The organism is Clostridiales bacterium, assembly GCA_012512255.1.
In the GTDB taxonomy this organism is placed as follows: domain Bacteria; phylum Bacillota; class Clostridia; order Christensenellales; family DUVY01; genus DUVY01.
On the sequence record JAAZDJ010000082.1, the window covers coordinates 1 to 13,577 of the forward strand.

A 13,577-nucleotide genomic window follows, 5' to 3' on the forward strand; every position below is an offset into this window, starting at 1 on the left:
CTTTTTACGTGTATAAATACGCCACCGGAATAACCTCCGCAATAGATATATCCCAAAGAATATTGGACGGCGAAAAAGGCATATTGGATAAATATATGAATTTCTTAAAGGCCGGCGGCTCAAAATCACCTTACGAGATTATGAAAGATTTGAATGTTGACCTTGCCGCGCCCGAGCCTTATAATAATGCTATGACTGTGTTTAAAAACACGGTGAAAGAATTGGAAAAATTATTATGAAAAAAATATTAGTTAGCTTCTTTATTATCGTCATAAGCCTTAGCTTTTTTGGTTGCGGCGAAATAGAATACACGCTTTCACAAAATTTTGATTACTCTGTGACCCAACAATACAAAATCTATTTGGATGAGGAGTATTTGGCGCAATACAATTATACCGCGGAACAATATACCGCGGAACAAATGAAAAGATTTTTGTTTGCGTTTTTTGGCTTATATAGCGGCAAAGCGTTTACTCAAACAGAGTTAACAAGAAATTCGCTTAGTTTTGGCGATGAGGAACAAGGTTTTAAATGTTATCTAAATTTTGACCAAGAAAATTCCATTATAACTTTTGATCAAACCTTTGAAGATCAGCAGGCTTACTATGATTTCTACGGCATTAGCGACGACGAACAAGACAAACCTTACTACCAAGTGGAAAAGGGATTTTTTTATTATAGATTAATCCAAAAGATGCAATCGCCCCTTTTGGTAGTAAAAGAAAAATGGCATGAGTTATATGACGGCGAATTGTATCCCGAAGCCGACGCCCAAGGCAAGTTGGATTTTGCCCAAATATTTATGCTCGGGCTGAAAGATTCGCAAGGCAATACGGTTTTTGCGGGCTTTAGGGAAACTTTTCACGAAATCCCCAAAGATGACGCCGACCAGATCCTTTACCGCTTTGTGTTGTCATACTCAAGAGGCAGATTGGAAAACTCGGCCCATAAAACTGAAAGGGATGAATATTACACATATTTAATTTGGGAACACAACAACGACACAATAGGCGAGGAGATAACTTTGGTTGTTCTTAAACCCAACAGCGTAGGCTGGAATGTTTTGGCGCTGGGCTTGACGGCTGTGTTTGCGGGTATTATGGTAGTGGTCGCTTTAATATCCAAAAAACACCGCCCCAAAATAGAGCCCATAATTCCGCCTCCGCCCAAAGCGCCGCCCTCGGTTTTTGGGGACGAATATAAATAAAATATTGCAGCTGATAGCTTGTTTAATAAAAGTCGCCCAAAATTTTTTAGCCAAGAAATTTTTTGGGCGATGAAAATTTTTTGGTCGCAAATTTTAAAAATTTAATATATTTTAAAAATTTAATATAAAAGTTTTTAAACAAAAAATTAAAATCCAAATCCGCCAAAAATTAATATTCTTTATGATATAATAAATAAAAATTGACTAAAAATTTTTTAGGGAGGGGATATGGCGACTCGCGCCAAGAATACAGACAAAAGGAGCGTTTTGGCCGCAACGCGCAGGATGCCGCATAATCTAGACGCCGAGCAGGCGGTTTTAGGCTGTATGCTGATTGACAACAACGCGGCGATTTATATTATCCAAGAGCTTAACAAAAATTGCTTTTACTCAGAAGCCCACCAGATAATCTTTGAGGCGATGGCAAATGTCCTGTCCCGTCCCGATGTCAATACCGCGTTGGATGTAATCACATTAACGGACGAGCTTGAGCGCATGGGGCAGTTGCAGCTTGCGGGCGGCGTCCAATACATAAGCGCTTTGGCGTCCATTGTGCCCACTTCGGCCAACTTCAAAAAGCATACTGAAATAGTAAAATCCAAAGCCATGCTAAGAAGGATTATTGAGACCTGTTCTTACGCGGTAGAACAGGCTTATGAAAACGAGGACGCCGAAAGGGTATTGGCAAACGCCGAAAGCGCTTTGTATGATATCAACAAAGAACAAGACAGAAACGAGCTTGTCAAGGTCAAAGAATTGACTATGCCTGTTTTGAAAAAGCTGGACGAGCTAAAAGACCCGGCATTCAGGTCGGGGATCCCTACGGGTTATGTCGGCATTGACAATATACTCAACGGCCTTCACCCTTCCGACCTTATACTGTTAGCGGCCCGGCCCGGCGTGGGCAAAACGGCGCTTGCCATGAATATAATGTCCAATATCGCTTTGAATGTGAACAGAAAAATAACAAACGGCCAAAAGCCCAAGCTTCATTGCGCGGTCTTTTCTTTGGAAATGTCCAAAGAACAGCTGATGCAAAGGCTTATTTGTTCCGTGGGCGAGGTTTCTATGACCAACGCGTCAAAAGGCGCTTTAAGCGCGGAAGAATGGACCAAGGTTTTCGCCGCGACCAAGCTTTTGGACAAATGCGAATTATATATTGACGATTCCTCTTACATACGCCCCCAAGATATTTTAAACAAGTGCCTAAGGATACGCAAAGAAAAGGGGCTGGATGTGGTGATGATTGACTACTTGCAGCTTATCACCCCTAACAAAGAGCGTTTTGACACGCGCGCCCAAGAGGTAGCGGATATCACCAGGTTTTTGAAAATAACGGCAAAAGAACTCAATGTGCCCATACTTCTTTTGAGCCAGCTATCCCGAAAGAGCGAAGAGCGCAAGAGCGCGCCCCAGCTTTCGGACCTAAGGGAATCGGGCGCTATTGAACAAGACGCCGATATCGTTATGTTTATACACCGCGTCAAAAAAGACGATGAAATCGTATCGTCTTCCGAGCCCCAAGAAATTGACCTTATCGTAGCCAAGCACCGAAACGGGCGCACGGGCAAGGCAAAACTTATTTATAAGGGCGAATATGTCAGATTTTATGACGCCTAAAAATAAGATGTAAGTAAAACGCTGGTTTGGTTACAATAAAAAAGTAAAATATCAAAACAGGAGAATAAATAAGTATGATAACGATAAGCAAAAAAAGTTTTCAAGGTTGGGAAAACTGCATAAGCGTTACCAACGGCGAAGTGGAAGTTATTGTCACGACCGATATCGGACCTAGGATAATAAGCTATACAATAGACGGCGGCAAAAATCATATGGCGGTGTTTCCTGAGACCGCGGGCAAGACAGGCGGGCAAGAGTTTGTAGGCTATGGCGGGCATAGGCTATGGCACGCGCCCGAAGACCCGATACGGACATATCAGCCCGACAACAATCTGGTAGAATTTCGTATTTTGGAAGACGGCATGATTTTGCGCGCCCCGATCGAACAAAAGACCCAACTATCCAAATCCATGCGAATTACTATGGACGAGGACGGAACGGTTTATGTGGACCATCGCATAACCAACCACGGCATGTTTGACGTGGAACTCGCGCTGTGGGGGCTTACAATGTTTGACACAGGCGGGTTGCTGGTCGTGCCCAATTCCAATCATGACACGGGTCTTGTGGCCAATAGAGCGGTAGCAATATGGCCGTATAGCTCAATGAACGATCCAAGAGTTTATTGGGGCAAAAAATATATTACCGTCAAACAAACAAACAAAAAAGAGGCGTTCAAAATCGGAACTACCTGCCATAGGGGCTGGGCGGCGTATTTTAACCATAACAACCTTGTGGTCAAGGAATTTCCTTTTTTTGAAAACGCGCTGTATCCAAACTTCAACTGCAACTTTGAAACCTACACCAATGACCGCTTTATTGAAATAGAATCTTTGACGCCTTTGCTTATAATACCGCCTCAAGAATACGAGGAATATACGGAAGTTTGGCATATATATAAGGACATTGCCCAGCCCAAAGGCGACGACGAAGAGGATATAGAACAAAAACTCAAAATTTTTACCGATGTTTATGAAGACGAAGATATATTTGAGTATGACGACGGCTGCTGCTGCGGCGAAGATTGGGAAGACTTTGACGATTGGGAACAAATAAATGAGTAAACAAAACAAACATCCCTTATAAATTAAGGGATGTTTTTTTGGTAAAAAAATCCTAAATAAAAATTTTTACGCAATATTATTGCAAAAAAATCAAAAAAATATTATATTTATAGAGTTTTTATCAAATATTTTTTGTTATAAGGAGTCGAAAAATGAGTTTTATTCTTTCCTCGGATTCTTGCTGCGATTGCTATAAAAGCGAACTAAAAAAACACAACATAAAATATATCCCCATGGCTTATATTATTGACGATGTTGAATATAGGGATCACTACGACAGCGATCAAGAGTATAAGGATTTTTACGAGATTTTAAGGTCGGGAAAAATGTCCAAAACCGCGCAATTATCGCCCTTTGAAACGGCCGAATATTTTGAAAAATTAATAAAAGAAGAAAAGGGCGACATTGTCCACATCGCTTTATCGGGCGGGCTTTCCAATACGGCCGCCAACGCCAAACTGGCCGCGAAAGAGGTAATGGAAAAATACCCCGACCGCAAAGTTTACGCCATTGACTCAAAAGCGGCGACCCAAGGCCAAAGATATGTGCTGGACGTGGCGCGCCAATTAAGAGACGAGGGTAAAAGCGCCCAAGAAACAGCTGAGCATTTAGAAAAAATTATTAACACGCTTCATCACTTTATATTCGCCAAAGATTTGTTTCATTTAAAAAGAGGCGGACGGATAAGCCCCGCTGTCGCTATGGTAGGCACTGTTTTGGGCATCCGCCCTATTATAATTATCAACCACAGAGGACAATTGGTTCCTTTTGACAAAGAACGGGGCATGGCCAAAACATTAAGATACGCTGTCAACGCGCTCAAAAAATACGGCAAAAAAGATGTATCCAAGGCCTATATCGCGCACGCCGATGATCTTGAGACCGCCCAAGAACTCCAAAATATGTTATTGGAAGAAAACTTGGTCAAAGAGGTAAAGATAGGTTACATAGGGCCGATTATAGGAACGCATACCGGGCCCGGAACGGTCGGGTTGGTTTTTGAAGGCGAAAAAAGAATAGAAATTGACCCCTAAAAAACAATTGGAAAATTTGTTACACATTTGTTTAAAAATTGTGTAATAAAGTCACCCAAAAGAGTTGACAAGAAATTGAATTGATATTATAATTTGGGTCGTAAGCTAGTTGGTATGGACATTAAAAAAATAGCTCATCATTTTCCCCCTTATCATATATATTTGAAGCGGCTTAGAAATAAGCCGCTTCGTCTTTTTCTTTTTAAAAAAATTTTTATTCAAAAGATATGCCTAATTTTATTTGCTTGCCTTTTGCTGGCAATACATCTGTTTTTTAAAGTTTTTGGGACTTGTTTTGAACAATTGATAAAAGCTGCGATAAAATGTTCTCATGCTGTCAAACCCCGCCTCAAAAGCCAATTCCACTATATTTTTTTGCGCGGAGTTTTCGTTCAATTGGGCGGCGACATATGTCGCCCTTAACATATTGATATAGGTTGAAAGGTTGCACGCAAAATATTGGTTAAAAATCTTGGAAAAATAATATTTGCTATAATTAAATTCTTCGGCCAAAGTTTCCAATGTAATTTTTGATTTGAAATTATTATTTAAATATTCCAAGACCTTTTGGGTTAATTGTTTGGGCGCAGGCACATTGGCGGTTTTTAACATCTTGCTTTCAATCAAATGCCCCAAAATTGTATAAATTATGCCTTTTACCAGCAAGAGGTTGCTTTTTTTATGCTCCATTAACTCTTTGAGCAATATCCAAATTTTTTCAATAAACTCTTGGTCTTTTATAAAACAGCTTTGATAATTAAGTTCGTTTGCCGCCTCAAAAAACCTTTCAAGAAAAAAGCCGGGATAATGCAAACAATAATTTTGCTGTCATCGGAGCGTAAAATATGGTGCACATCGTAGCTTGCGATAAAAGCCAAGCCTTTTTGCCCTCTTCTAAAAGCTTCGCTTTTGCCGTTGACAGTGATCACCATCTCGCCCGCTTCCAAAAGGGCAAGTTCTATGCATTGATGAAAATGCACGTCGCAATGGTCAAAATCGGCGTATTGTATGTAAAGGTCGTTGCCGCGATCTCTCAATAATTCATACATTGAATTGACCATTTCTTCTTTCATTTTCTCTCTCCCCCAAAACCAAAGGACGTCGGCTAAAAATCTTTTAAGAGCAATTTTTGGCTTAACTTTAAAATAATTGACATATATTTTTTGGTAAAGAAACTTTATAATCTTTATATACAATATTAATATATTTTAAATTGTTTTGTCAATAGGGAAATTTTATAATAATATTGGTAAATATATCAAAAAAATTGTAATATCTATTAAAATTATGATAATATTTTAATTATAAATCGCTTTATAAGATGCCTAAATTAACAATGGCGCTTCATGTTAGAACAAAAATTGGCAAAAAAATTAAAATCGTATAGCTATGAAAATTATTTTTTATAAGTTTGATTTTTAATAAAAAGGTATAGGGCAAAAAATTTTTGCCCTTTAGCCTTTTTAAAAAATATTATAAAAGGGGATAGCATGAAATTTACGGAAGGACTTTGGACGGTTAAGGAAAATTTTAATGCTGAATACGCGAGAGAAATCAGGGATATTAGAAAATCCCAAAACTTGCTGACTATGTATTGTCCGTTTAGAACCATTGAATTTCGTTACCATACGCTTAATTTGGGTCTTATTACCATAGAAGCGTATTCTCCGCTCCAAGATTGCATAAGCATAAGGCTAATCGGACACAAAGGCGGCAAGAGAAATATCAAAAAATTTGAATGGGAACTCAAAAATATAGACATCCGTATAAACGAAAACGGCGCGGAATTGACCTCGGGCAGCCTTACTATGCGCGCCCAAAAAAAGCCGTTTAATATATCGTTTTTTGCGGATGATAAAAAACTTACGGGCTACATGGACAAATCTTTGTCAATAATGACGGATAAACACACCAAAACCAGATACTTGGTCAACGGCTTGGAGCTTGATGTGGGCGAGTGCATCTACGGCGGCGGCGAGAGATTTACGCCCTTTATCAAGAACGGCCAGTCCATAGATATATGGAACGTAGACGGCGGAACGGCCAGCGATATGTCTTACAAAAATGTGCCGTTTTTTATGAGCAGCAAGGGCTATGGAATTTTTGTCAACACTCCCGACCTTGTCTCGTTTGAGATAGGAAGCGAGAAGGTAGAAGAAACTCAATTTTCGGTGGCCGATGAAGAGCTGGAATATGTAATTATATACGGCAAAACGCCCGCCGATATTTTGGACAAATACACCCAGCTAACCGGCAGACCCGCGTTGTTGCCGCCATGGTCGTATGGGCTTTGGCTGTCAACCTCGTTTACGACCAATTACGACGAAAAAACGGTTAATTTCTTTATAGACGAAATGCAAAGGCGTCAAATTCCTTTGAGCATATTCCATTTTGATTGTTTCTGGATGAAAGAGTTTGAATGGACCAGCTTGGTATGGGATAAGGATGCTTTTCCTGACCCTAAAGGCATGCTTGACAGGCTTCGCAAAAAAGGCCTAAAAATATGCGTTTGGATTAATCCCTATATAGCCCAAAAAACGCAGATGTTTGAAGAAGGCCTAAAAAACGGCTATTTCTTAAAGCGCGCTGACGGGCGGGTATATCAGCGCGACGAATGGCAAGCGGGCATGGCGATAGTGGACTTTACCAATCCACAGGCTTGCAAATGGTATTCGGACAAACTTGAGCAATTGATAGATATGGGCGTGGACGCCTTTAAGACCGATTTTGGCGAAAAAATTCCCGAAGACGCGGTTTATTATGACGGCTCGGACCCTAGGGCAATGCATAATTATTACAGTTATTTGTATAACGCCTGCGTGTTTGAATTATTGCAAAGGAAAAAAGGCATAAGCGAGGCCATAGTGTTTGCCAGAAGCGCTTGCGCCGGCGGGCAAAAATTTCCAGTCCATTGGGGCGGGGATTGCAATTCCACATATAATTCAATGGCCGAAAGCCTAAGAGGCGGACTGTCTTTGATGTGCAGCGGTTTTGGCTATTGGAGCCATGATATAGGCGGGTTTGAAAATAATTCGCCGCCCGATATATATAAAAGATGGGTCGCTTTCGGACTTTTATCGTCGCACAGCAGGCTGCACGGCTCGGGCTCTTATAGAGTGCCTTGGGACTATGACGAGGAAGCCTGCGATGTATTAAGGTTTTTCACCAATCTTAAATGCTCGCTGATGCCTTACATATATCAGGCGTCCATAATAACGCACCAAAAGGGCACGCCTATTATGCGCCCGATGTTTTTTGAGTTTGACGAGCCCACATGCAAATATTTGGATAGACAATACATGTTCGGCAAAAATATCTTGGTAGCGCCCGTGCTATCCAAAGATAATTGGTGCGAGTTTTATTTGCCCGAAGGCGAATGGGTCCATTACCTAAGCTGCGAAAGACTTCAAGGCGGCAAATGGTATAAAAAGCAGTATGACTTTTTCTCGCTGCCCATGTATGTTCGTCCCGATAGCATTATCCCAAAAGGCAGCGTCAATGACCGACCCGATTACGACTATATCGCCGATACGGTATATGAGATATTTAACCTTCAATCCCGCGCGGAATGCGTGGTAAGCTCTTATGACCAAAAACGGCAGGCCAAAGTAAGCGCGCAAAGAGATCAGAATGTTATCAATATAATAACCCAAGGCGATGTTAAATACATACTTCTCAACGGAATAACAAACGCCGAGGTCCAGGGCGCGCAGGCAAAGGCTTCGGAGCGCGGTTTGATGCTTGAGGCAAAGTCAAACAACATAAAGGTCGTTTTATAAAAGAAGGCTCTTTACAAAAACTTAACTATCTGCAATAATGGATTAAGAGGAATGCGATGTCCAAAAAAAATTTGTATTTAGGAGCGGCGTATTATCCCGAGGTTTATTATTTTGAAACGATTGACCAAGACATAGAATACATGAAAAAAGCCCGTCTTAATGTTATGAGGATGGGCGAGTTCGCTTGGAGCGTGTTTGAGCCTCAAGAGGGACAATATAATTTTGAATGGCTAAAAAAAGTAGTTGATAAGCTGTATCAAAACGGCATTTATAGTATCCTTTGCACTCCTTCCAATACGCCTCCTATATGGCTAACCAGAAAACATCCCGAAATTTTAAGGCGCGATGACGACGGCTCATACGCCGTTCACGGCGGGCGCGGGCACGGCTGCCCGAATAGCCCGATTTTTAACGAATATGTTAAAAAAATAGTCTCCAAGATGGCGCAATATTTTAAAGACCACGAGGCTGTAATAGGCTGGCAAATAGATAACGAAATTTATCCGTGGCGTCAGGGATGCCGTTGCAATTTTTGCATGAAGGAGTTTTATAAACATCTTGAGAATAAATATAAAACAATAGACAATCTCAACAGGCAAATGGCGCTTAGAATCTGGAGCATAGAATATGGCGCTTTTGACCAGATAGAATATCCCAAAATCAAAGAGTGGGGTTCCCATCCCGCTTTAACAACCGAATATATAGATTTCCAAATGCGCAGCAACGCTAACTTCATATCCCGCCAAGCCGATATATTAAGGGAAAACGGCGTCAAAGTTCCAATCGGAACGGACATGATGACATTTGCAAGCCAGGACCATTACATAACCAATCAAAACTTGGATGTGGCAATGATTAACCATTATCATTCCAAGGAAAATTTTTATGAATGCGCGTTTTGGATGGATTATATGGCCCGCCTAAAAGACAGGCCGTTTTGGAACACCGAGACAGCCACCACCGCCAACGGCGCAAACAGCGTCAATCCTAACTTTTATCCCGTAGGCTATAATTATATAAACACTTTGATTCCTTTCGCGTTCGGGGGCGAGATGAATTTGTATTGGCTGTTCAGGGCGCATTACGCTGGTCCCGAGCTTATGCATTCATCGGTTATAACATCCCAAGGCAAGCCCGTTCATGTTTTTGACGAGACCGTGCAAGCGGCGCAGACTTTGGAAAGATGCAAGCGATTTTTGACCGAGTTGGAGCTTGAAAAGGCCGAGTTTGCGATGAGTTTTTCAAGCAACGCCTATAATATCTTTGAAGGTCAAAAAGTGGCGGCGGGATTTAACTATACCGAAAATATTATAAATAAATGTTACTACCCTTTGTTAAAAGCAGGCATCGTGCCGGGCATCCATAATCCCAATAATTCTTTGAACGGCATAAAAGTATTATATTCGCCCTTTTTAATATCAATAGAAGAAGGCGATTTCGCTTTTAGGCTGATAGAATGGATTAAACAAGGCGGAATTTGGATAGCCGGACCGCTGACCGATATACGCAACCGCTATTACGCCAAGTATAGAAATTCTGTGTTCGGGTTTATAGAAGACCTTACGGGCATACAAAACCTTTATCAAATCCCGTCCACAAGCTTGGAAAACTCCATTGAGTTTGAAGACGGGACATTGTGCAAAACGAGTATTTGGAACGATGTCTTTTTGACCAGACCCGAGCATAAAGTTATCGCCCGCTATCATTCGCCCAGTCCGGCGATAGACCAAAAAGCCGCCATAGTCGGTTGCCAGGTAGGCAAAGGCGAAATAGTAGTAATGGGCGCAATGCCCGAGCAAGAGTATTTAATAGCCTTAATAAAAACCTATCTAAAAAAAGCCGATTGCATGCCCAAAATAAAGACCAGTTCCAATGTTTTGGCAATCAAAAGAAAAAACGGCGGCAGGACGGGCTATTGTATTGTTGAATTATTTTGCCAAAAAGGCGAAGTAAAACTAGACGGACAATATCTAGATGTGGAAAAATCAGCCAAAGTATCGGGAACAGTGGAGATAGAGCCTTACAGCTTTAGGTGTTTGGAGAAAATTGATTGATGAATAAAAGATTTGAAAAAAGTCTTTGGTTTAGGAACCTTAGGTTTGGCATGTTTATTCATTGGGGGCTTTACGCCGTTGCGGCAAAAGGCGAATGGATAAAAAGCCTCCAAAAAATCTCCGATGAAGATTATGATAAGTATTTTGGGATGTTTGACCCCGTTGATTTTGACGCGCATAATTGGGCAAAATGCGCCAAGGAAGCCGGAATGAAATACGCCGTATTGACGGCAAAACACCATGACGGTTTTTGCTTGTTTGACAGCAAATTCACCGACTACAAAATAACCAATACCAAGCTCAAAAAAGATGTAGTCAAAGAATTTTTAAACGCGTTCAGGGTCCAAGGCCTGAAAGTGGGGCTGTATTATTCTTTATTGGATTGGCGTCACGAGCATTATCCCGCATATAAAGACCCGTTTCACCCCATGCGCGACAACCCAAAATACGACACGCCGAGGGATTTTTCCAAATATTTGGATTATATGCACGCCCAAGTTAAAGAGCTTGTCAGCAACTACTGCACGATTGACCTAATGTGGCTTGATTTTTCTTATGGCAAATACAGGGGCGAGTATTGGCGGGCAAGCGAGCTGGTAAAGATGATTTATTCTTACCAGCCTGAGATTTTGATAAACAGCAGGCTTGACGCCTCGGGGGAAAACTTAGGCGGCATTATGGGCCAAAACCCCCAGGTTTTTAGCGGCGACTTTGCCTGTCCCGAACAGCTTATGCCGCCTCAGGCGCTCAAAAACGAGGCAGGCGAGCATGTGCCTTGGGAAATTTGCGTGTCAATGAACGAAAGCTGGGGATACAACGCGGCGGACAAAAACTATAAAAGCGCCGATTTATTAATAAAAAAATTGACCGAAGCGGTTTCCAAAGGCGGCAATATGATACTCAATGTCGGGCCGGACGCAAGAGGCAATATTTCGCAAGAGTGCGTAGAAATTCTGCGCAAAATAGGCGCATGGCTTAAAATTTACGGCGACAGCATATACGGCTGCGCAGACAGCGGCTTGCCCAAGCCCGAATGGGGCAGATACACCAAAAAAGACAATATTATCTTCGCGCATGTCTACGAACGCCCCATAGGTCCGCTTTTATTGCCGTCAATAGATAGAAAAGATATCCAAAGAATTACCATGCTTGACGATTTTAGCGAGCTTAATATTATGACCGAATGGGTGGCGGCCAATTATCCGCAATATACTTTTGTGGACATAGCGCCGTCTAAATACAAGGATATAACCGTTTTAAAAATAGAACTAAAAAATTAAAGCGGGGAAAAAGCAATGAAATATCTTATAGGCATTGACATAGGCACAAGCGGGACAAAGACCGTTTTGTTTGACCAGTTTGGCGAAATTGTGGCTTCGTCGCTGTTCGGATATGAGCTTATACAGCCCAGAAACGGCTGGGCGGAGCAAGACCCGCTCCAATGGTGGAACGCGACAGTTTTGGGCATAAGAGACGCGCTTAACCAAAGCAAGATAAACCCGCAAGATATCGCGGGAATAGGGCTTTCGGGGCAGATGCACGGGCTTGTTATGCTGGACAGTTCAAAAAACCTGTTAAGGAACTCTATAATTTGGTGCGACGGCCGAAGCGACTTGCAAGCCAAAAAAATAGCCGAAAAATGCGGCGACAAGATTATAGAAATTACGGCAAATCCCGCCATGCCCGCGTTCACGGCCGCAAAATTATTATGGGTCAAAGACAACGAGCCCGATATTTACAGCCAATGCGCGCATATATTATTGCCCAAAGACTATATCAGGTTCAAATTGACGGGCGTTTTGGCCACCGAGGTAAGCGACGCAAGCGGCATGCAGCTTTTGGATGTGCCCAAGAGGACATGGTCGGGCGAGCTTTGCGAAATTTTAAGGATTGACGCCAAGATTTTGCCCGAGGTTTATGAAAGCTCATACATAAGCGGCTATGTTAACGCCCAAGCGGCAGAAGAGACAGGGCTTTATAAAGGCACGCCCGTGGCGGGCGGCGCGGGCGATCAGGCGGCAAGCGCCGTGGGCAACGGGATTATAGAACAAGGCAAAGTATCGGATACTTTGGGGTCTAGCGGCGTGGTATTTGCGCACACCCAAGAGCCGTTGATTGACAAATTGGGCAGAGTGCATACTTTTTGTCACGCTGTGGAAGGGCAATGGCATGTTATGGGCGTGACGCAAGGCGCGGGCTTAAGCCTAAAATGGTTTAAGGATAATTTTTATCAAGCCGAGGCAAAACAAGCTGCGGAACAAAATCTTAATATATACGACATTATTATGGACCAAGTCCAAAAAATCAAGATAGGCGCGGACAATCTTATTTTTTTGCCTTATTTGATGGGCGAGCGCACGCCGCATCTGGACACGAATGCGCGAGGCGTGTTTTTTGGCATAAGCGCGATTCATACCAAGGCGCATTTTGCGCGGGCGGTCGTAGAAGGCATAACTTATAGCCAAAGAGATTGTCTTAATATATTGATTGACATGGGCGTCAAGCCCGAATACATCGTGGCGGGCGGCGGCGGCGCTAAGAGCGCGTATTGGCGGCAAATGCTCGCCGACAATTTTAAGCGCGATGTTTATACCTTGCAGCAAGACGCAGGCGGATGTTTGGGCGCTGCCATTTTGTCAGGCGTAGGAACGGGGTTATATAGAGATGTCAAAACCGCCTGCGAAAGCATATTAAAACTTGAAAACAAAACGACCCCTGACATGGCAGCTTCCCAAATATACGACCAATATTATCAGGTTTACCAATCATTGTATGGCGATTTAAAACATAGATTTAAAATTTTAAGCGAGGTTGTTTGA

The 13,577-nt window shown here is 42.2% G+C and carries 11 protein-coding genes; 9 read left to right on the forward strand and 2 right to left on the reverse strand.

Annotated features, from left to right (window positions below; translation table 11 throughout):
• From GX756_04340 to GX756_04360, 5 genes are all read left to right on the forward strand, one after another.
• Positions 1 to 239 (forward strand): oligoendopeptidase F family protein (locus GX756_04340; protein ID NLC17089.1); only part of this gene is annotated, 239 nt, incomplete at its 5' end.
• On the forward strand, positions 236 to 1,207 hold the full coding sequence (locus tag GX756_04345; GenBank protein ID NLC17090.1) for a hypothetical protein: 972 nt from the start codon (positions 236 to 238) through the stop codon (positions 1,205 to 1,207). The genes GX756_04340 and GX756_04345, both read left to right, overlap by 4 nt.
• Positions 1,208 to 1,435: 228 nt before the next feature.
• Positions 1,436 to 2,827 (forward strand): replicative DNA helicase, encoded by a 1,392-nt coding sequence (dnaB, locus tag GX756_04350; GenBank protein ID NLC17091.1) that lies wholly within the window; start codon positions 1,436 to 1,438, stop codon positions 2,825 to 2,827.
• 74 nt (positions 2,828 to 2,901) lie between these two features.
• The gene (locus tag GX756_04355; protein ID NLC17092.1) at positions 2,902 to 3,891 is read left to right on the forward strand and encodes a hypothetical protein; all 990 of its coding nucleotides are present in this window, start codon (positions 2,902 to 2,904) and stop codon (positions 3,889 to 3,891) included.
• A gap of 152 nt (positions 3,892 to 4,043) precedes the next feature.
• Positions 4,044 to 4,925, forward strand: coding sequence for a DegV family protein (locus GX756_04360; GenBank protein NLC17093.1), 882 nt, complete (start codon positions 4,044 to 4,046; stop codon positions 4,923 to 4,925).
• Positions 4,926 to 5,162: 237 nt separating this feature from the next.
• Here the strand turns inward: GX756_04360 and GX756_04365 are convergent, their stop codons facing one another.
• Positions 5,163 to 5,738 carry a helix-turn-helix transcriptional regulator gene (locus tag GX756_04365; GenBank protein NLC17094.1) on the reverse strand — a complete coding sequence of 192 codons (576 nt, stop codon included), beginning with the start codon at positions 5,736 to 5,738 and terminating at the stop codon, positions 5,163 to 5,165.
• Entirely contained in the window at positions 5,663 to 5,998 is a 336-nt protein-coding gene (locus tag GX756_04370; protein ID NLC17095.1) for a hypothetical protein, read from the reverse strand. The genes GX756_04365 and GX756_04370 overlap by 76 nt, the downstream gene beginning before the upstream one ends.
• Positions 5,999 to 6,415: 417 nt before the next feature.
• Between GX756_04370 and yicI the strand changes: the two genes are divergently transcribed.
• From yicI to xylB, 4 genes are read left to right on the forward strand one after another with little or no spacing between them, the layout of a single operon-like run.
• A complete protein-coding gene (gene yicI, locus GX756_04375; GenBank protein NLC17096.1) occupies positions 6,416 to 8,704 on the forward strand; it encodes an alpha-xylosidase in 2,289 nt (762 codons plus the stop codon).
• A 56-nt stretch (positions 8,705 to 8,760) separates the two neighbouring features.
• Positions 8,761 to 10,758 (forward strand): cellulase family glycosylhydrolase, encoded by a 1,998-nt coding sequence (locus tag GX756_04380; GenBank protein NLC17097.1) that lies wholly within the window; start codon positions 8,761 to 8,763, stop codon positions 10,756 to 10,758.
• A complete protein-coding gene (locus GX756_04385; GenBank protein NLC17098.1) occupies positions 10,758 to 12,038 on the forward strand; it encodes an alpha-L-fucosidase in 1,281 nt (426 codons plus the stop codon). Before GX756_04380 ends, GX756_04385 begins: the two co-directional genes overlap by 1 nt.
• Before the next feature lie 15 nt (positions 12,039 to 12,053).
• Positions 12,054 to 13,577, forward strand: coding sequence for a xylulokinase (gene xylB, locus GX756_04390; protein NLC17099.1), 1,524 nt, complete (start codon positions 12,054 to 12,056; stop codon positions 13,575 to 13,577).

Excerpts from the sequence above, each read along its gene's own strand:
- GX756_04345 (NLC17090.1), top strand. The coding sequence starts at position 236 with ATGAAAAAAATATTAGTTAGCTTCTTTATTATCGTCATAAGCCTTAGC.
- dnaB (NLC17091.1), top strand. The coding sequence starts at position 1,436 with ATGGCGACTCGCGCCAAGAATACAGACAAAAGGAGCGTTTTGGCCGCA.
- GX756_04355 (NLC17092.1), top strand. The coding sequence starts at position 2,902 with ATGATAACGATAAGCAAAAAAAGTTTTCAAGGTTGGGAAAACTGCATA.
- GX756_04360 (NLC17093.1), top strand. The coding sequence starts at position 4,044 with ATGAGTTTTATTCTTTCCTCGGATTCTTGCTGCGATTGCTATAAAAGC.
- GX756_04370 (NLC17095.1), bottom strand. The coding sequence starts at position 5,998 with ATGAAAGAAGAAATGGTCAATTCAATGTATGAATTATTGAGAGATCGC.
- yicI (NLC17096.1), top strand. The coding sequence starts at position 6,416 with ATGAAATTTACGGAAGGACTTTGGACGGTTAAGGAAAATTTTAATGCT.
- GX756_04380 (NLC17097.1), top strand. The coding sequence starts at position 8,761 with ATGTCCAAAAAAAATTTGTATTTAGGAGCGGCGTATTATCCCGAGGTT.
- GX756_04385 (NLC17098.1), top strand. The coding sequence starts at position 10,758 with ATGAATAAAAGATTTGAAAAAAGTCTTTGGTTTAGGAACCTTAGGTTT.
- xylB (NLC17099.1), top strand. The coding sequence starts at position 12,054 with ATGAAATATCTTATAGGCATTGACATAGGCACAAGCGGGACAAAGACC.